This is a genomic window from Methylobacterium sp. 2A (assembly GCF_009806555.1).
Lineage (GTDB): Bacteria > Pseudomonadota > Alphaproteobacteria > Rhizobiales > Beijerinckiaceae > Methylobacterium.
In genome coordinates this window covers 1-18,160 of sequence record NZ_VUOK01000030.1, presented here as the reverse complement: position 1 = coordinate 18,160, position 18,160 = coordinate 1, and the positions used below count along the sequence as shown (strand labels likewise).

The window sequence follows — 18,160 nt, the reverse complement described above, 5'->3', positions numbered from 1 at the left end:
CAGAGCGTGACGCGCTAGGGCCGTCCCGTCCACCCCGGAGGCATCCGATGATCCCGCCCGACACACACCTGCAGATCGGCTCGCTCCTGTTCGAGGGGCTCGACCAGATCGATCTTACCGGCCCGTTCGAGATCCTGGCCCGGATCCCGAACAGCACCTACCGGATCTACGCCGCCACCCCCGATCCGGTGCGCGACGTGCGCGGCCTGCGCATCCTGCCGGACGCGACCCTCGACGCGGCGCCCCGGCTCGACGTGCTGCACGTGCCGGGGGGCCAGGGCCAGGAGGCGCTGATGCGCGATCCGGCCGTGCTCGGCTGGATCCGGCAGCAGGCCGCGGGCGCCTCCCACATCCTCTCGGTCTGCACCGGCGCGCTCCTCCTGGGGGCGGCGGGCCTGTTGGTCGGGCGCCGGGCCACCACTTACTGGACCGCCGTCCACCTGCTGCCCGTCTTCGGGGCCGAGCCGGTGGATGCGCGGGTGGTGATCGACCGCGATGCGGAGAATCGCACCTGGGTGTTCGCGGCCGGCGTCACCGCGGGGATCGACGGGGCTTTGCGCCTCGCCGCCGAACTGCGGGGCGCGGAGGCCGCGCAGGGCATTCAGCTCGGAATGCAATACGCGCCCGAGCCGCCCTTCGACAGCGGCACCCCCCGCACCGCCCCGCCGGCCCTCGTGGCGGCGACCCGGGCGCGGGCCGCCGACCTCACCGCCCGGCGCGAGGCCACCGCGCGCGCCATCGCGGCCGAACTCGGCATCCGGAGCCCGGTCTCCGCGCCCGCCCGGTGACAGGCCCCGCCATCGGTCCTATCTGTCCCCCCTGGACGGACTGAGCCATGACGGACGTAAGACTGAGAACCGCGAAATTCGCGATCGGCGCCGTGGTGCGCCACCGGATCTACCCCTTCCGGGGCGTCGTCTTCGACGTCGACCCGGTCTTCGACAACACCGAGGAATGGTGGCTGTCGATCCCCGAGGAGGTGCGGCCGCGCAAGGACCAGCCCTTCTACCACCTGCTGGCCGAGAACGCGGAGACCGAGTACGTCGCCTACGTGTCGGAGCAGAACCTCGTGCCCGACACGTCGGGGGAGGCCCTGCGCCATGCCGGCATCGCCGAGATGTTCGTGCGCGACGATGCCGGCGCCTACCGGATGCGCGCCCGCGCCACGAACTGAGCGGGCGCCGACACCGTAAGCTCCCGGCAAGACCGGGGCGGTAGTCTCGCGCGACGGCCGGTGCCGTCGGACGAGTTCGCCGCATGGTCGCCAGATCCGCCGCCGCCCTGCTCCTCGCCGTGGGGTTCCTCGGCACCCCCGCGCGGGCCAACGACAGTGCCTCCGAGCTCGATGCCGGCGGCCTCGTCCTCCGGCGTGAGCCCGGCATCGCGCTGGCGAGCGAGGATCTGTCGATCAGCCGCGAGCGGATCGACGTCGCCTACGTGTTCCGCAATCAGGTGAACGAGCCGCGCACGGTGCGGATCGCCTTCCCGTTGCCGCCGATCGACGGGCGCGAACTGAGCGTCTCGGCCCTCAAGCTGCCGCAGCCTGAGCGCGCGAACTTCGTCGGCTTCACCGTTACGGTGGACGGCCATCCGGTCGAGCCGGAGCTGGAGGAGCGCGCCTTCGTGGGCGAGCGCGAGGTGACCGACCTGCTGCGCCGCCACGGCCTGCCGCTCAACCCGCTGCGCGTCTCCGAACTGGAGGCCGCCCAGAAACGGATCGACAAGGCGGCCTGGGCGGAACTGGTCAAGGCCGGCCTGTTCCCCGATGCCGAGGGGATGACCGAGGGGCTCTGGCGCAGCGAGGCGAAGTTCCACTGGCTGCAGACCTTCCCGCCGGGGAAGGAGGTCCGGATCACGCATAGCTACGCCCCGGTGAGCGGATTCCACCTCCTCGACCCGAAGGAAGCCTCCCGCGCCAGCTACCGGGCGACCTACTGCCTGGACGATCCGGGGCTCGCGGCGATCCGGCGCCTGCACGCCAAGGCGCCGAGCGAGAGCGGCCACCTGCGGGCCTTCGTGGTGCCCTACATCGTGACCACGGCGCGCAACTGGGCGTCGCCGATCGGCCGCTTCACCCTGACGGTGGACAAGGGGACACCCGAGGCGGTCGCGAGCTTCTGCCGCACGGGAATCCGGAAGGTCGGGCCGACCACGTTCCGCTGGGAGGCCCGGGACTACGTGCCGGATCACGACCTGCGCGTGCTGTTCGTCCTGCCGGGGCCCGGGCCGATGGGGATCCGCTAGGGCGCCCTACCCCGAACGCGAAGGGCCGGACCTCGCGGCCCGGCCCTCCGGAAAACCTCGACCCTGCGGCCGGCTTACTTCGCGGCCGGCGCAGCGCCTGCGGCCGGGGCGGCGCCGCCCTGCTGCTCCAGCTTCTTGCGCATGTCCTCGGAGCGCTTCTCCAGCTCCGCCTGGAGCTTCTTCTGCTGCTCCTCAAGCACCTTCGGGTCGATCGCCGGGCCGTCGAAGGCCTTGCCGAAGCCGGCCAGCGGCACCGCGAAGGTGACCTCGCGCTGGGTCTGGTTCTGCACCGAGACGTTGAGGGTGGTGCCCTTCTTCATCGCCGCGACGACGCCGGCATCGACGCCCCCGGCCTCGGCGAAGCAGCCGTTCGGGAAGCAGACCGCGAAGCGGCCGGCGGTCGCCGCCTGCCCGTCGACGTTGAAGCGGATGCCCGGCTGCAGCAGCAGGCCGAGCGGCAGCAGGTAGCGCACCACGCGCACCTCCTGCTTCTGGGCGGGGTTCTTCATCTCGTAGACCGCCACCGCCAGCACCGGCTGGCCCTGGTCGGACACGAAGTCGCGGGTCGTGTAGCAGATGTCGGTGCCCGAGCCCTGGTCCTTGCCGCAGACCTTGGTCCAGTCGGCCTGGCTCGGCTCGGACTTCACCGCCACGATCTGCGGGCCGGTCTGGGCCGCCGGGGTGTTGGCGGCGGGGGTGCCCGGAGCGGTCGGCGCCGGTGCGGCCGGGGCGGGCGCGGCGGGCTTCTTCGGCTGCGCCAGGGCCGGGGCGGCCGCGAGGCCGAGGCCCGCGAGACCGAGGAGGGCGGCGCGCGCGAGCGTCGCGGGGCGGGTGAAGGACATCGGCTCTGACCCCTTGGAAGCGATACGGTGTGACGGGTTGATGCGGAGCCGGCCTGCCGGCCGGTCCGCCGGACCGTCCGGATGCGCGCCGCCGTGGCGTGCCGACCGGAGCTCCGGATGAAACGGTCCGGCCATCGGAGGGGACGGCGCCCGACTGCGCGCATCTCCCGCCCCGGCGGCCGGGCGGCCTGCCTTTCCCCTGGAATGAGGCGAAGGCATGACACCGCGGCTTGACACCACGGCCCGGCGGGCAGGTGATCACCCTTCGGGCCGCGGCCGGCCCCCGATAGGCTCCCGCCCGCTTGGCCGCAAGCGCGACGTCGCACGAGCGCGTGACCGGCGCACGTCCCGGCCCGGTGTTGGCCGCCGGAGCCGGCCGTCGTCCGGCGGTCTTAGCGGTCGGTTAACCGTAATCGGCCGACCATGCCGGCGGTTCTGCAGTATCGGTGGGGGGCGACGGGTTGAGCGCGTTCGCGGTGGCCGAGAGGGCGGTCGAGGCCGCACCGGACGCGTCCGCGCGATCCGGCGGCCTGTCCGGCTGCCTGTTCGCGGCGGCGCGCGCTGCGCCGCAGCGCACGGCCCTGCGTGATTCGGGCGACCGGACCGCCTGGTGCGGGCGCCCTGCGATCACCTGGACCTACGCGGCCGCCGCCGAGATCGTCGGACGGCTCGCCCGGGGGATCGGCGCGTGGCGGCTCCCGGCCGGCAGCCGGATCGGGCTGTGGTTCTCCGGCGGCGCCGAGGCGGCCCTGGCCCATCTCGCCGTCGAGGCGGCCGGGCACCTGCCCTGCGCGATGCCGGCCGCCTGGGACCCCGAACAGCTCGCCGCCGGGATCGAGGCCGCCCACCTCCTCGGCGTGCTCACCGAGGGCCGCCGTGGGTCGCGCCGGCCCGCGGAGGAACTCACCCGCGCCGCCATGCGTCAGTTCAGCCTGCGCTATCTCGCGGCCTTCGGTCCCGGCGTGCCGGACGGCGTGATCAGCCTCGACGCGATGGCGCTGGAGCGCGGCGTGGCCGAGCCGGCTGCCAGCCGCGGCCTCGTCACCTTCGAAGGCGGCGACCCGGAGCGGCCGGTCTACCGCAGCGCGGACGCGCTCGCCGCCGCCATCGCGGCCCATTGCGACGCCCTCCCGCTCACCGCGGACGAGCGGATCCTGACGCTTCTGCCCGCCCACGACCTGCGCGGGCTGGTGACCGGCCTCGGCGCCGCGCTGACGGCCGGCGCCGGCCTGGAAACGGTGATCCCCTTCGAGGAGGCCGGTTTCCGGACCGCCCTGCTGCGGCCCGTGCCGACCCGGCTCGTCGTCCCCGCCCTGATCGAGCCGGCCCTTGCCGCCCTGCCCCTGCCCTGGACCGTGCGGACCCTCAACGTGGTGCATCGGGCGCCCGCGACCCTGACCCGGCGTGCCGCGTCGGACGGTGAGAAGCCGCGCCTCGATTCGCTGGTTCTCGGGGAGACGGTTCTCGTCACGCGCCCCGGCCTGTCCGACCTCGCCGCGACCCTGGCGCATCCGGATCGCGCCCCCCTACCGCCGGCCCTCCTGGCCCTCGCGCAGGGCGACGAGGGCGGCCTCGTCTGTCGCGGGCCGGCCTGTGCGTCGGCGCCCCTGCCCCGCGGTGCGACGCCCGAGACGGACGCCCAGGCGTGGCGCGATTCGGGCTACCGCCCCGTCCTGTCCGGCGGGACCGTCATCGGCGTCGCGGCGATCTGAACGGCGGCTGCGGGGCGGTTCATCCGCCGCTCAGGCACCGCGGCTAATCTCGCATCTGCACACGGACCGACGGATCCGATCGGCCCCTTCGCGGGTTCTGCAACGGATTATGGTCATGGCTACCTTTTCAAGCCGTGTCGGATGGAGTACCGCTCAAGCTCATGGGTGCGCTGCAACAAGTGCTCGTGGTCGATGACGGCGTCCGCGCCGTGGACCGGTCCCTTTCGGGCGAGCTCGCCAGCCTCGGCTACGCAAGCGTGACCGCCTCCATGGAGGCGGCGGACGACGTTCTGGCCGTGATCGCGCGGCCGGCCGCCGTGCTGCTCCAGGCCCCGACCCGCCGGGACCCCGCCTATGCCCGCCGCGCCGCCAAGCTCCGCAGCCAGCTGCGCGACCGCGGCATCCCGGTGATCCTGATCGGCGATTCGGCCGAGCCCCGGGCCGGCGGGCCTGTCGACCTCGCCACCCGCCTGGGCGCCTACGTGGCGGCGCAGCCGGATCTCTGAGCCCCTTTCGTATTGATCGGGGGGGGGGCGAGCCCCCTCTCACCGCGCTCCGCGCATCAGCGCCGGCGCCCCGAGCCTCGGCAGCACCCCCTCCCGCATCACCAGCCGTCGCAGAGGCCCGAGCTGCGCCATTGCCAGCAGGCCGAGACCGCGCAGCGCATCCACCGGCAGCAGGTCGGTGAGCAGGCTGCGGTTGAGGAGGTCGACGGCGGCGGTGCGCGCCGCCGTGTCGACGCGGCGCGCCCGCGCGTAGCCGTCGAGCACGGCGCGTGACCCGGGATCGCGGCGGTCGCGGACGGCGGCTAGAACCCCGTCGCGCAAGGTGGCGGCGTCGCGCAGGCCGAGATTCAGCCCCTGCGCGCCGATCGGCGGGAAGACGTGGGCCGCCTCGCCGATCAGCGCGAGCCGCCGCGCCACCGGCGTCGCCACCGCCAGCCCACGCATCGGCACGAGGCCGCGCGGGCCGTCGACCCGCATGGCGCCGAGCATCGCCTGGGCCTGCCGCTCCACCGCCTGCCCGAGGCCCGCATCGTCCAGTGCCGCCAGCCGCCGGGCCGCGCCCTCCCCGGTCACCCAGACGAGGCTGGAGCGATGTCCCCCCGGCAGCGGAACCAGGGTGAAGGGGCCGGAGCGGGTGTGGAATTCGGTGGAGACATCCCGGTGCGGGCGCTCATGGGCGAGGATCGTGGTGATCGCGCTCTGCGGGTAGGTCCAGTCGCGCACGCGCAGGCCACTGGCGGCCCGCAGCTTCGAGCGCGCCCCGTCGGCACCCACCACCAGCCGGGCCTCGACCGCCCCGCCCTCCGCGAGGGTGATGCGGGCGGCCGATTCGCCCGCCACGGCCCCGGCGGCATCCGCCTCGACCAGGGTCAGGTTCGGCTGGGCCCGGGCGCGGGCGCGCAGGCTCTCGACGAGGCGCGCGCTCTCGACGTTCCACCCGAAGGCGTCGAGGCCGATCTCGGCGGCCTGGAAGCGCACCGGCGGCGGCCGGAACAGGCTGCCGGTGTCGTCGATGATCTGCAGGGTGCAGAGCGGGCTCGCCTGCGGCGCCACCGCGTCCCAGGCGCCGAGCGCCTCAAGGAAGCGCACCGACCCGTCGAGCAAAGCCACGGTCCGCCCGTCCGCCACGGGGGCGTGGCGGCCGACCAGCGCCGTCGGGATCCCCTCCCGGGCGAGGGCGAGCGCGGCGGCGAGCCCCGCGGCCCCGGCCCCGACCACGGCGACCTCGAATCGGTCCTCTCGCGTTTCGGACATGACTCCCCGTACGGCTTACCGATCCGCCGATCTCCACGGCGCAACCTGCGGCTTCTATCTGCGCTTTCCCGCATGCCTGCCAAGGGCGCCGCCATCCGGCCCAGGCAGGCCACGGCGCCGCAGCCGCCCTGTCACCCCAGAAACGCCGCCAACTCCGAAAAAACTTCCTCCGGCCGCTCCTCCTGGAGGGTGTGCCCGCAATCGAGCGCCCGGCCGGACACGTCGGTGGCCTTCTCGCGCCACGTCTCCAGCACGTCGTAGGTCTGGCCGACGGTCCCCTTGGCGCCCCAGAGCGCGAGCAGCGGCGCCGTGACCCGCGCCTGCGCATCGGCGGCGTCGTGCTCCAGATCGATGTCCGCCGCCGCCCGGTAATCCTCGCAGATCGCGTGGCGGCAGGCGGGATCGGCATAGCAGCGCAGGTACTCGGCGAAGAGTTCTGGCGGCGTCGAGCCCGGCGTCTTCGACTGGCCCTCGACGTGGTGGCGCAGAAAATACTCCGGATCGGCCCCGATCAGCCTCTCCGGCAGGGGATGGGGCTGGATGAAGAAGAACCACCAGAAATACCGGGTGGCGAAAGCCTTGTCGGTGCGCGCGTACATGGTCGCGGTCGGCGCGATGTCGAACAGGGCGATCCGCTCCACGGCCTGCGCGTGATCCAGGGCGAGGCGGTGGGCGACGCGCCCGCCCCGGTCGTGGCCGATGACGGCGAATCGGTCGTGGCCCAGCGCCCGCATCACCGCCACCGCGTCGGCCGCCATGGCGCGCTTGGCGTAGTTTTCGTGCCGCTCGCCGCCCGGGGGTTTTGACGAATCGCCGTAGCCGCGCAGGTCCATCGCCACCACGGTGCGGGTCTCGGCCAGGCGCGGGGCGACGTGGAGCCACGTCGACAGGGTCTGGGGATGGCCGTGCAGCAGCAGCACCGGCGGCCCGGAGCCCGCCGAGCGGGCGTTGATCGTCACCCCGGGGGCGGTCTCGATCCGGTGTCGCGCGAAGCCCGGCAGGAAGTCGCTGGCGAAGTCGCTGGCCATGGGGATCGGTCTCCATCCTGACGCACTGGCGCGCCGGGATGCACCGGATGATAAGGCGCCTCCGGCACCATGTCCGCCGAACCGCCATGACAGATGCACGCGCGACTCAGGACCTGTCCGTGAACGAGCCCGACGCCGCCGAGGCGCCGGAGACGGTGGCCGCGCGCGCCGAGGCGCCCACGCTCCGTCCGAGCATCCTCGATCCGCTGTTCGCGCCGGCCCGGTCCCTGCCGGGGATCGGCCCGAAGATGGCGCCGCTGATCGAGAAGCTGCTCGGCACCCCCGAGCGCGAGGCCCGGGTGGTGGACCTGCTGTTCCACCTCCCCCAGGGCGGCGTGGCGCGGAAACTCATGGGCTCGGTCGGCGAGGCGCCCGTGGGCGAGCCCGTCACCCTCGGCGTCACCGTGGTGGAGCATCGCCCGGCCCAGATCGGCTCGGGCAAGCGCCCGCACCGGGTGCTGGTGGAGGATGCCTCCGGCCACGACATCACGCTGGTCTTCTTCGGCATGCCCCGCGCCCGGGTGGAGAAGATGCTGCCGCTCGGCGCGCACCGCTACATCACCGGGCGGATCGACCTCTGGGACGGCACCCGCCAGATGGTCCATCCGTCGCGGATCGTGGACGAGGCGGGCTTGGCCGAGCTGCCGGCGGTCGAGCCGGTCTACGGCGCCACCGAGGGGTTGACCTCCCGGGCGATCAACAAGCTCGCGGTCGCGGCCCTCGACCGGCTGCCCACCCTGCCGGAATGGCAGGACGTGGCGTGGCTGGAGAAGAACCGCCTGCCCGCCTTCGCGGACGCGCTCCGCCTGGAGCACCGCCCCGAGGAGGCGCCGCCGAAGGCCGAGGATCCGCTCCAGCCGCCCCCCGCGACGCCGTCCCGGAAGCGGCTCGCCTATGACGAGCTCCTCGCCTCGCAACTGGCGCTCGCCCTGCTGCGCGCCCGCCAGCGGCGCAAGGCCGGCCGGGTCAATGCCGGCGACGGGATGCTGAGCGCCCGCATCGAATCCGCTCTCCCCTTCGCGCTGACCGGCGCCCAGGCCCGGGCGGTGGCGGAGATCCGCGCCGACCTCGCGGCGCCGCGCCGGATGCTGCGCCTGCTCCAGGGCGATGTCGGCTCGGGCAAGACCGCGGTGGCCTTGCTCGCCATGGCCTCGGCGGTCGAGGCCGGGCGTCAGGCGGCGCTGATGGCCCCCACCGAGATCCTGGCCCGGCAGCATTTCGAGCGGCTCAAACCCCTCGCCGGATCCTTACGCCTGCGCCTGATGACCGGCCGCGACCGCGCCGCGGAGCGCAAGAGCACGCTCGCCGACCTCGCGGCGGGGGAGATCGACATCCTGGTCGGCACCCACGCCCTGTTCCAGGAGGCCGTCACCTTCCGCGATCTCGGCCTCGCGGTGGTCGACGAGCAGCACCGGTTCGGCGTGCATCAGCGCCTCGCCCTCGGCGCCAAGGGCGAGGCGGTCGACTTCCTGGTGATGACCGCGACGCCGATCCCCCGCACCCTGGCGCTGACCTTCTTCGGCGACATGGACGTCTCGATCCTCGACGAGAAGCCCGCGGGCCGGCAGCCGATCCGCACGATCACGCTGCCGACCGAGCGGATCGACGAGGTGGTGGCCGGCCTCGCCCGGGCGATCGCCGGGGGCGAGCGGGTCTACTGGATCTGCCCGCTGGTGGAGGAATCCGAGTTCATCGACCTCGCGGCCGCCGCCGAGCGGTTCGACGACCTGAAGCAGCATTTCGGCGACGCGGTCGGGCTGATCCACGGCAAGATGCCGGGGCCTGAGAAGGATGCCGCCATGGCGCGCTTCGCTGCCGGGGAGACCAAGCTCCTGGTCTCGACCACGGTGGTGGAGGTCGGCGTCGACGTGCCTGAGGCCACCATCATGGTGATCGAACACGCCGAGCGGTTCGGGCTGGCGCAGCTGCACCAGCTCCGGGGCCGGGTCGGGCGCGGCTCGAAGGCCTCGTCCTGTCTGCTGCTCTACCGGGGACCCCTCGGGCAGGTGTCCCGGGCGCGGCTCGAGATGATGCGGGCGAGCGAGGACGGGTTCCGCATCGCCGAAGCCGATCTGAAGCTGCGCGGCGAGGGCGAGGTGCTGGGCACACGGCAATCCGGCCTCGCGGCGTTCCGGCTCGCCCGGCTGGAGAGCGACGGCGCCCTGCTGGAGGCCGCCCGCGACGATGCCCGCATGATCGTCGAGCGCGATCCCGGCCTGAAGAGCCCGAGGGGGCAGGCGCTGCGGGTGCTGCTCTACCTGTTCGAGCGGGAGGCGGCGATCCGGCTGATCGGCGCCGGATGAACGAATCCGTTCAGGAACGTCGCGCGTTCAGGGACGGCCCGGCTCCGGCGGTGCTGATCCGCACCTCGATGCGGCGATGTCACAGCCGGTCCGGAAGATCCTGTCGGATCAGATGTTTAGCCGCATGGTCGGAAAGCGTGGCCGGACCCGCCATGGCGTCCGGCGGGTCCCGGACAAGGGCCGTGACCTTGCATCAGCCACAATCTTCCCTTAACTGCAGATGAACGAATGGCCCGGTAAGCCGGGACATCACGGACGAATCTGGAGGACGAACATGTCGAACGGACTGTTCCAGAACCTGCCGGGCTCCAACGAGATGGCCGGTCTCCATGCCCTGCCGACGGAGCCGTGGCTGCTGCCGATCTCGGATCGCGCCGCCGAGGCGGCGGGCAAGACGGCCGAGGAGCTTCAGGCCGCCGTGCGGCGGGCCGCGCGCCCGTTCTGGCTGGCCGCCAACGGCCTCTGCGTTGCCCTCGGCCTCGCCCTGGTCATGCAATGCGCCACCGGCTGGATGCCGACGGCGCCCCGCAGCGCCGTGACGGTGGCGCAGGCGACCCCGCCGACCATCGCCCCGCAGACGGCCTCGCTGCAGCGCTGAGGCATTTCGACAGGAAGACGCCAGGGCCGGTCCGGATGGGCCGGCCTTTTTCGTGTTCTGTTGCCTCCCCTACGCGTGGATGACTCTGTCATTCCGGGCTTGGCACGATCCGCGCTCCCGACGCATCGTGACGGGGCGGGACAGGGAGGGGCGGATGCGCGCGGTGTTCGTGGATGCCAGCGAGACGCTGGCGGCGGTGGCGCGGCGGCTGCTGCGGCCGGACGACCCGCCCTTCGCGATCCACGACGAGCCCGCCATCACCCCGCAGGACCTGCCGGGGATCCTGGCCGGGGCCGAGATCGCGGTGATCGACCACACCGCCCTCCCGCTCGAGGTCGCCCGCGCCTGCGCCGGCCTCAAGCATGTGGTGTTCCTCGGGACCGGCGCGCGCAGCTACATGGACCCGGAGGCGCTCCAGGCGGAGCGCGGCGTCACGGTCCACACGATCAAAGGCTACGGCGACACGGCGGTGGCCGAATGCGCCTTCGCGCTGATGTGGGCGGCCGCCCGGGGTTTGGCCGAGATGGACCGGGCGATGCGCGCCGGATCCTGGCTGCGCAAAGAGGGAATGCAGCTCACCGGCAAGACCGTCGGCCTCGTCGGGTTCGGCGGGATCGCGGCCGAGATGGCGCGGCTCTGCCGGGGCGTCGGCATGCGGGTGCTCGCCTGGAACCGCACGCCCCGAACCCATCCGGACGTCGCCTTCGTGCCCCTGGAGCAGCTGCTCGCCGGGAGCGACGTGGTCTCGCTCCACCTGCTGTTGACCGACGAGACCCGGGGCTTCCTGTCGGCCGCGCGCATCGCCGCGATGAAGCCCGGCACCATCCTGATCAACACCGCCCGCGGGGCCGTGATCGACGAGGATGCTCTCGTCGAGGCCCTGCGCACAGGCCACGTCGCGCAGGCCGGGCTCGACGTGTTCACGGTCGAGCCCCTGCCGGCGGATCACCCGCTGGCCGGCCTGCCGAACGTCACCCTCTCGGCGCACTCAGCCTTCCGCACGCCCGAGGCCAGCGCCAACCTGATCGGCGCCGCCCTCGACCATTGCCGCCGGATCGCCGCCGGCTGAGGGGGGGCACGTCCAGGGTTTCGAAAGGGCGAGCCCTTTCGCGGGTCCAGGGCAGAGCCCTGGAATTGTCAGGGCCCTGCCCCGACACCCCGCCAAAGGGCTTCAAGCCCTTTGGGAACCCGACATTCAGGCGCTCAGTGCTCGGTGCCCTGCATGTTCGGCCGCGGCGCGCCACCATGATGATGGATCACGTTGGAGCGTTCCGGGCTGCCCTTGGCGTCCGCCACCTGCTTCCGGGCCGCGGCGGCCAGGAACCAGATCCCGCCGAGCGTCCCGAAGGCGAGGATCAGAAGCGGAAATCCCTGACTCATCGCGGTGCCCTCCTCGACGACGGCCCGCAGGCGCGCGGGTTTGCATCATCGTGCCGGTCTGTCCAGCGCAATGAATGATAACGCACAAACCCGCCGCGCGTTCAGACCGTCCGCGCGCCTTCCGGGACGGCCCGCTGCGCCGCGTCCCGCCGCAGGGCCGAGAGCACCACGAACATTAGGCCCGCCCCCACCGCGAGGCAGACCGACAGGAACAGCATCGGCACGAGGTCGCTCCGGGTCTGGTCGCGGATGAACGGCACCGCGTTCTGCGCGATGAGGCCGCCGAGATTGCCCACCGAGTTGATCGCCGCGATTCCCGCTGCCGCGGTGGCCCCGCGCAGGAAGGTCCCGGGCATCGACCAGAAGACCGGCTGCGCCGAAAAAGTCCCGGCCGCCGCCACGCACAGGCAGGCGAACTTCACGGCGTTGCCCGGAAGGACGACGCTGAGCGCGAGGCCCGCCGCCCCGACCAGAGCCGGCCCGACCACGTGCCAGGTCAGCGCGTTGCCCTGCGCGTTGGTGCGGGCGGCGTGGCGCGGCACCCACCACAGGGCGATGGCCGTGGCGGTCCAGGGGATGATGTTGAGGAGCCCGTTGGTCAGGTTCGAGACGCCGAACCCCTTGACCACCGTGGGCAGCCAGTAGCCGAGGCCGTAGGCGGCGAGCGGCAGGAAGACGTAGATGCCCGCCAGCATCAGCACCCGCCGGTCGAGGAGCGCCGCGAACGGGTTGCCGTGGTCGACATGGCCCCCGGCCTCGCTCTCGGCCCTGAGCGTCCGGCTGAGCCAGTCGCGCTGGGCCTGCGACAGCCAGGGCGCGGTCTCGGGGCCATCCGGCAGGACGGCCAGCACCACGACGGCCATCAGCATCGCCGGCACGCCGGTGGCCAGGAACACCCATTGCCAGCCGGCCAGCCCCAGGATCCCGTCGAGGCCGAGCAGCGCCCCGCCCACCGCCGCGCCCACCGCGTTGGCGATGGCGCTCGCGATCATGAACCAGCCGATCATCCGCGCCCGGTGGGCCTGCGGGAACCAGAGCGTGAGGGCGAACAGCACGCCGGGAAAGAAGCCGGCCTCCGCGACGCCGAGCAGGAAGCGCAGCACGTAGAACGTCGCGGCGCCCCGGGTGAAGCCGAGCAGCACGGTGACGAGGCCCCAGGTGATCATGATCCGCGCGAACCAGATCCGCGCCCCGACCCGCTCCAGGAAGACGTTGGCCGGCACCTCGAACAGGAAGTAGCCGAGGAAGAACAGCGAGGCCCCGAGCCCGTAGGCGGTCTCGCTGAGCCCGAGGCTGCCGACCATCTCCAGCTTGGCGTAGGAGACGTTCTGCCGGTCGATATAGGCGATCAGGTAGAGCAGCCCGAGGAGCGGCATCAGCCGCAGGGTCACCGTGCGGACGGTGCTCGCGGCGAGATCCCCCCCGGGCGGGGCTTGCGTGGACGGCATCTGCGTTCCTCTGGGCGTTCCCTCTGGGGGCACGGCCCTTCGTGGCGAGGGCCTGACATTACGCAGAGTAATCTCTGGCTCGCCCCGCGGCTACCGGGCAAGCGCCAGGAGGCGGTCGCAATCGACATGGGCCGCGATGTGCCGCGCGAGCCCGTCGAGGGCCGCCTCGACCCCGGCCTCGTAGCTGACCCCCGCCGAGGCCGTCCCGAGGCGCGCGAGCCACGCGGCCCGCTGGGCATCGTCGGCGAACAGGCCATGCACGTAGGTCCCCGCCACAAGTCCGTCCGCCGAGACCGCCCCGTCGAGGCGCCCATCCGCGAGGCGCAGCAGCGGCCTTGCCGCGTCGGGGCCCTGGGTCGCGCCGATATGCATCTCGTAGCCCGAGAACGGCACGCCGTCGGGCAGGCTCGTGCCGGTGACGGCGACGAGGCGCTTGTCCGGCGTCATCACGGTCGCGACGTCGAGGAGCCCGAGGCCCGGCACCGTCCGCGGCGCCCCCTCGATCCCGTGCGGGTCGGCGAGGCTTTGGCCCAGCATCTGGTAGCCGCCGCACAGGCCGAGCACCCGGCCGCCCCGGCGGATATGCGCCCGCAGGTCGATGTCCCAGCCCTCCTGGCGAAACGCCTCCAGGTCGTCGATCGTGGTCTTGGAGCCCGGCAGCAGCACGAGGGCGGCCTCCGCGGGGATCGGCGTGCCGGGCCGGACCAGCACCACCGCCACGCCCGGCTCCGCCCGCAGGGGATCGAGGTCATCGAAATTGGCGATCCGCGGCAGCACCGGCACCGCCACCGTGACGGTCCCCGGCCCGCGGGATTCCGAGCCGGCGAGCCCCAGCACGTCCTCGGCCGGCAGGCGGGCGGCGTCGGGGAAATGCGGCACGAGGCCGAGCGCCGCCCAGCCGGTCCGCTCGGCGATCATCCGCATGCCGTCGGCGAACAGGCTCGGATCGCCGCGGAAGCGGTTGACGATGAAGCCCGCGATCATGGCGGCATCGTCGGGATCGATCACCGCCCTGGTGCCGACGAGGCTGGCGATCACCCCGCCCCGGTCGATATCGCCGACCAGCACGACCGGCGTGTCGGTCGCCCGGGCGAAGCCCATATTGGCGATGTCGCCCGCGCGCAGGTTTATTTCCGAGGCCGAGCCAGCGCCCTCGACGAGGATCAGGTCGGCCTCCTCGGCGAGCCGGGCGAAGCTGTCCAGGACGGCGTCCATCAGCCGGGGCTTCCAGGCCTGGTAGTCGCGCGCCTTGACGGTCGCGACCATCCGGCCCTGCACCACAACCTGGGAGCCGACCTCGCTCTGCGGCTTCAGCAGCACGGGGTTCATGTGCACGGAGGGCGCCACACGGGCGGCCCGGGCCTGGAGCGCCTGCGCCCGGCCGATCTCGCCGCCATCCTGGGTGACGGCGGCGTTGTTCGACATGTTCTGCGGCTTGAACGGCCGGACTCTCAGGCCGCGCTGCGTGAAGGCGCGCGCCAGCCCCGCCACGAGCAGCGACTTGCCGACATCCGAGCCGGTGCCCTGGATCATCAGCGCGCGGGGCACGGCCGCCCTTGCTGGCTTGTCGGCATCGTCACATCCTCGGGCGCACACGAATCGAGCCCGCCGTGGACCTGACCTTTCCGATCGAGTTCAACGTGACGGGTACGCCGGTCTCGCTACAGGCCAAACGCGCCCGATCCAAGGAGGCCTGGAAGGCGAAGGTCCGGGCGGCGAGCGACGCGGTTCTGCCGGAGGGCCATTTCGCCACCGAGCGGCCGGTCGCCGTCACGCTCTATTACTTTACGGCCCTGCCACGCACGGGCGACATCGACAACATCCTCAAGCCGACGCTCGATGCCCTGATCCGGCACGTCTACCTCAACGACGGGCAGGTCGAGCGCGTTGTCGCTCAGAAGTTCAAGCCCGGCGACATCCTGCCCTTCGCCGACCCGAGCCCGACGCTCGCCGAGGCGCTGCAGAGCCCGCGGCCGCTGGTATATATCCGGCTGTCCGACGATCCCTTTGAGGATTTGACATGAGCGCCACGGACCGCGAGCAGCGGGTTCTCGACCTGATCACGTCGCGCCTGACAGCGGAGGGCTACGATGTCTTCACGCAGCCGGCGCGCGGCCTGCTCCCGCCGTTCATGCGGGATTACCAGCCCGATGCCATCGCGCTCGGGCGCCCGAGGAACATCGCCATCGAAGTTGCCCGGGATGACGCCGCTGCGCCACCCAAGGCTGCGGCGCTGAGCGAGCGGTTTGCCAAAAATCCCGATTGGGAACTGCGCATCGTCTATGCTCCGGAGGGCAGCGATGACCGGCCGGTGCCGGGCGTGACCCGGGACGAGATCCCCGCCGCCCTTGCGCGGGTCGAGACCCTGCGCGCCGCGGACCAGCCCGAGGCGGCCCTGCTGCTCGGCTGGTCGATCCTCGAAGCGATCGGCCGCCTGTTCCTGCCGGGCGACGTGTCGCGCCCGCAGCCGGCCGGTCAACTCCTCGAGCGCATGGCCCTGGAGGGCATCATCACGCCGGACGAGGCCGACCGACTGCGGCAGCTCGCGACGCTGCGCAATCAGGTCGCCCACGGGGCGCTGCAGGTGCGCGTTCCGCCCGAGGCTGTCGCGGATCTGATCGGTATCCTGCGCACGGTGCTGGCCGAGAGCGAGGCTCAGGCGGCCCCGTAGCCGGCTCAGAACTCGATCCCTTCCTGCGCCTTCACGCCGGCGGCGAAGTGGTGCTTCACGCTGCCCATCTCGGTGACGCAATCGGCGGCCTCGATCAAGGCCGGCTTGGCGTTGCGGCCGGTGACGGCCACGTGCAGGTCCGGCCGGCGTTCGCGAAGGGCCGCCAGCACCGCGTCGAGATCCAGATAGTCGTAGCGCAGCGCGATGTTGAGCTCGTCGAGGACGAGAAGGCGGATCGTGGGATCGGCCATCAGGCCCTCGGCGACATCCCAGGCATGGCGGCAGGCGGCGATGTCCCGGGCCTTGTCCTGCGTCTCCCAGGTGAACCCCTCACCGAGGGTGTGCCAGACGACCCGGTCGCCGAAGGCCGCCACCGCGTGGCGCTCGCCCGTGTCCCAGCCGCCCTTGATGAACTGCACCATGCCGACCCGCCAGCCGCGGCCGAGCGCCCGCAGCATCAGCCCGAGCGCCGCCGTGCTCTTGCCCTTGCCGGGGCCGGTATGGACCAGCAGCAGGCCCTTCTCGAGGGTCTTCGCCGCCACCTCGGCATCCTGCACGGCCTTGCGCTTCTCCATCTTGGCGCGGTGGCGGGCTTCGTCCTCGTTCATGCGGGGGCTCCAGGTTTGACGATCAGCGGCAGGCCCGCCACGGTCAGCACGACCCGGTCGGCCGCGATGGCGAGGCGCTGGTGCAGGCGCCCAGCGGCGTCGCGGAAGCGGCGGGCGAGCGCGTTGTCGGGCACGATCCCGAGCCCGACCTCGTTGCCGACCAGCACCAGCGGGCCCGGCGCGCGGGCGCAGGCGGCGATGAGCCGCACCGTGGCTTCCTCCAGGTCGGCCTCCGCCAGGATCAGGTTGGTGAGCCAGAGGGTGAGGCAATCGACGAGAACCGGCCCCTCCGCCTCCGCGATGGCCTCCGGCAGGGCGAGCGGCACGTCGCGGGTGCGCCACGCTTCCGGCCGCCGCGCGCGATGCCGGGCGATGCGATCGACCATCTCGTCGTCGAAGGCCTGGGCGGTGGCGAGGTAGAGCCAGGGCTTGGGGCAAGCCTCGATCAACGCCTCCGCGTAGGCGCTCTTGCCGGAGCGCGCCCCGCCGAGGACGAGGGTCATGCGAGGAGGCGGTTGCGGCATGCCCCTCCATCGCGCCAAGCCGGCCTCCGGTCAAACCCGGACGATATGGCAGTTCGGCGGTTGCCGGACGCCCCCGGTCCGACTATAGAACCCCGGCCTAGCCAGAGCGCCCTTCGTCTAGCGGTCCAGGACGTCGCCCTTTCACGGCGAAAACACGGGTTCGATTCCCGTAGGGCGCGCCAGCACTAGGGTCTGGACTCGATCAGCACCAAAAAGCGATGACGGCGGCGAGGGCGAGGGCTGAGGCATAGTTGCGGGCGAGCTTGTCGTAGCGGGTCGCGACGCGGCGGAAGTCTTTGAGGCGGTTGAAGGTGGCCNCGATCCGCCAGCGCTCGCGATAGCGCCGCTTGTCGTGGCGGATGCGTCGCTTGCGACCGCGCTTACCCGGGATGACCGGCGTGATGCCCTGCGCCCGCAGGTCGGTGCGCAGCCAGTCGGCATCGTAGCCCTTGTCGGCGGCCAGGCGCCGGATCCGGCCGGGCGCTTCGGCCAACACAACGGGCGCGGTCGTCACGTCGCTGGCGTTGCCGGGCGTCAGCAGCAGGACGCCGGGGCGGCCGAGGACATCGGTGAGCGCGTGGATCTTGGTCGTCTGGCCGCCGCGCGAGGGAGCGATGGCCTGTGTCCTCGCCCCCCTTTGCCGCCGTGGGCCGAGCGGTGAGCCCGCACATAGGTGCTATCGAGGGCGGCCGCATCGCCGGCCCACCCGGCCTTGGCCAGATCCGCCAGCATGGCCTTCCAGAAGCCGCGGCGAGACCACCTGTTGAACCGGTTGTAGACGGTGGTGCGCGGCCCATACTCCGCCGGACAGTCGCGCCAGCGGCAGCCGGAGGTGAGCACGTGCAGGATGCCGGAGATGATCTGCCGGTCGTCCTTCCGCTCTGGTCCAGGCTGATCCCGGGGCATGAACGGTTCGATCACCGCCCACTGCTCATCCGAGAGCCAGAACAGGTCTGCCATCGCCACCTCCAGGCCGCAAAACGGCCGCCTGGAATCACAAAACCACAAACCTTGCAATAGCTTGGTTCGGTTCACACCCTAG

General features: G+C 72.4%; 18 protein-coding genes, 1 tRNA gene and 1 pseudogene. 11 read left to right on the top strand and 9 right to left on the bottom strand.

The window, feature by feature from the left end; translation table 11 throughout:
• Positions 1-47: 47 nt before the first annotated feature.
• From FVE89_RS15730 to FVE89_RS15720, 3 genes are all read left to right on the top strand, one after another.
• A complete protein-coding gene (locus FVE89_RS15730) occupies positions 48-788 on the top strand; it encodes a DJ-1/PfpI family protein (protein ID WP_160534907.1) in 741 nt (246 codons plus the stop codon).
• 47 nt (positions 789-835) lie between these two features.
• Positions 836-1,174, top strand: a complete 339-nt coding sequence (gene hspQ, locus FVE89_RS15725) for a heat shock protein HspQ (RefSeq protein WP_160534906.1) — start codon at positions 836-838, stop codon at positions 1,172-1,174.
• Positions 1,175-1,257: 83 nt separating this feature from the next.
• Positions 1,258-2,244, top strand: coding sequence for a DUF4424 domain-containing protein (locus tag FVE89_RS15720; RefSeq protein WP_160534905.1), 987 nt, complete (start codon positions 1,258-1,260; stop codon positions 2,242-2,244).
• 74 nt (positions 2,245-2,318) lie between these two features.
• Here the strand turns inward: FVE89_RS15720 and FVE89_RS15715 are convergent, their stop codons facing one another.
• The gene (locus tag FVE89_RS15715; protein WP_160534904.1) at positions 2,319-3,086 is read right to left on the bottom strand and encodes an invasion associated locus B family protein; all 768 of its coding nucleotides are present in this window, start codon (positions 3,084-3,086) and stop codon (positions 2,319-2,321) included.
• Positions 3,087-3,547: 461 nt separating this feature from the next.
• On the opposite strand from FVE89_RS15715, the gene FVE89_RS15710 reads away from it, so the two are divergent.
• Positions 3,548-4,798, top strand: coding sequence for an acyl-CoA synthetase (locus tag FVE89_RS15710; protein WP_202130850.1), 1,251 nt, complete (start codon positions 3,548-3,550; stop codon positions 4,796-4,798).
• A gap of 161 nt (positions 4,799-4,959) precedes the next feature.
• A complete protein-coding gene (locus FVE89_RS15705) occupies positions 4,960-5,304 on the top strand; it encodes a hypothetical protein (RefSeq protein ID WP_160534927.1) in 345 nt (114 codons plus the stop codon).
• A gap of 39 nt (positions 5,305-5,343) precedes the next feature.
• On the opposite strand, the gene FVE89_RS15700 is transcribed toward FVE89_RS15705, so the two are convergent.
• Together FVE89_RS15700 and FVE89_RS15695 are read right to left on the bottom strand one after the other, a co-directional pair.
• The gene (locus tag FVE89_RS15700; RefSeq protein WP_160534903.1) at positions 5,344-6,558 is read right to left on the bottom strand and encodes a UbiH/UbiF family hydroxylase; all 1,215 of its coding nucleotides are present in this window, start codon (positions 6,556-6,558) and stop codon (positions 5,344-5,346) included.
• A gap of 131 nt (positions 6,559-6,689) precedes the next feature.
• Positions 6,690-7,586, bottom strand: a complete 897-nt coding sequence (locus tag FVE89_RS15695; RefSeq protein ID WP_160534902.1) for an alpha/beta hydrolase — start codon at positions 7,584-7,586, stop codon at positions 6,690-6,692.
• A gap of 86 nt (positions 7,587-7,672) precedes the next feature.
• On the opposite strand from FVE89_RS15695, the gene recG reads away from it, so the two are divergent.
• The 3 genes from recG to FVE89_RS15680 all read left to right on the top strand — a co-directional run bounded on the left by recG (position 7,673) and on the right by FVE89_RS15680 (position 11,556).
• Positions 7,673-9,889 carry an ATP-dependent DNA helicase RecG gene (gene recG, locus FVE89_RS15690; RefSeq protein WP_202130849.1) on the top strand — a complete coding sequence of 739 codons (2,217 nt, stop codon included), beginning with the start codon at positions 7,673-7,675 and terminating at the stop codon, positions 9,887-9,889.
• A gap of 274 nt (positions 9,890-10,163) precedes the next feature.
• On the top strand, positions 10,164-10,487 hold the full coding sequence (locus FVE89_RS15685) for a hypothetical protein (RefSeq protein WP_160534901.1): 324 nt from the start codon (positions 10,164-10,166) through the stop codon (positions 10,485-10,487).
• 154 nt (positions 10,488-10,641) lie between these two features.
• Positions 10,642-11,556, top strand: coding sequence for an NAD(P)-dependent oxidoreductase (locus FVE89_RS15680; RefSeq protein WP_160534900.1), 915 nt, complete (start codon positions 10,642-10,644; stop codon positions 11,554-11,556).
• 134 nt (positions 11,557-11,690) lie between these two features.
• Here the strand turns inward: FVE89_RS15680 and FVE89_RS30550 are convergent, their stop codons facing one another.
• The 3 genes from FVE89_RS30550 to FVE89_RS15670 all read right to left on the bottom strand — a co-directional run bounded on the left by FVE89_RS30550 (position 11,691) and on the right by FVE89_RS15670 (position 14,848).
• Complete coding sequence (locus tag FVE89_RS30550; RefSeq protein ID WP_202130848.1) at positions 11,691-11,867, bottom strand: hypothetical protein; 177 nt, start codon at positions 11,865-11,867, stop codon at positions 11,691-11,693.
• A gap of 101 nt (positions 11,868-11,968) precedes the next feature.
• Complete coding sequence (locus FVE89_RS15675; protein WP_160534899.1) at positions 11,969-13,315, bottom strand: MFS transporter; 1,347 nt, start codon at positions 13,313-13,315, stop codon at positions 11,969-11,971.
• Between the two features lie 90 nt (positions 13,316-13,405).
• The gene (locus FVE89_RS15670) at positions 13,406-14,848 is read right to left on the bottom strand and encodes a cobyric acid synthase (RefSeq protein ID WP_160534925.1); all 1,443 of its coding nucleotides are present in this window, start codon (positions 14,846-14,848) and stop codon (positions 13,406-13,408) included.
• Positions 14,849-14,925: 77 nt separating this feature from the next.
• On the opposite strand from FVE89_RS15670, the gene FVE89_RS15665 reads away from it, so the two are divergent.
• A complete protein-coding gene (locus FVE89_RS15665; protein ID WP_160534898.1) occupies positions 14,926-15,339 on the top strand; it encodes a RusA family crossover junction endodeoxyribonuclease in 414 nt (137 codons plus the stop codon).
• Positions 15,336-15,986 carry a hypothetical protein gene (locus FVE89_RS15660; RefSeq protein WP_160534897.1) on the top strand — a complete coding sequence of 217 codons (651 nt, stop codon included), beginning with the start codon at positions 15,336-15,338 and terminating at the stop codon, positions 15,984-15,986. Before FVE89_RS15665 ends, FVE89_RS15660 begins: the two co-directional genes overlap by 4 nt.
• Positions 15,987-15,991: 5 nt before the next feature.
• Here the strand turns inward: FVE89_RS15660 and cobO are convergent, their stop codons facing one another.
• Together cobO and cobU are read right to left on the bottom strand one after the other, a co-directional pair.
• A complete protein-coding gene (gene cobO / locus FVE89_RS15655) occupies positions 15,992-16,594 on the bottom strand; it encodes a cob(I)yrinic acid a,c-diamide adenosyltransferase (RefSeq protein ID WP_160534896.1) in 603 nt (200 codons plus the stop codon).
• Positions 16,591-17,097, bottom strand: coding sequence for a bifunctional adenosylcobinamide kinase/adenosylcobinamide-phosphate guanylyltransferase (gene cobU / locus FVE89_RS15650; protein WP_160534895.1), 507 nt, complete (start codon positions 17,095-17,097; stop codon positions 16,591-16,593). Before cobU ends, cobO begins: the two co-directional genes overlap by 4 nt.
• Before the next feature lie 127 nt (positions 17,098-17,224).
• Here cobU and FVE89_RS15645 point away from each other — a divergent pair.
• Positions 17,225-17,300, top strand: a tRNA-Glu gene (locus FVE89_RS15645).
• Between the two features lie 20 nt (positions 17,301-17,320).
• On the opposite strand, the pseudogene FVE89_RS15640 reads toward FVE89_RS15645, so the two are convergent.
• A pseudogene (locus FVE89_RS15640) lies at positions 17,321-18,024 on the bottom strand (IS5 family transposase).
• Positions 18,025-18,160 lie beyond the last annotated feature (136 nt).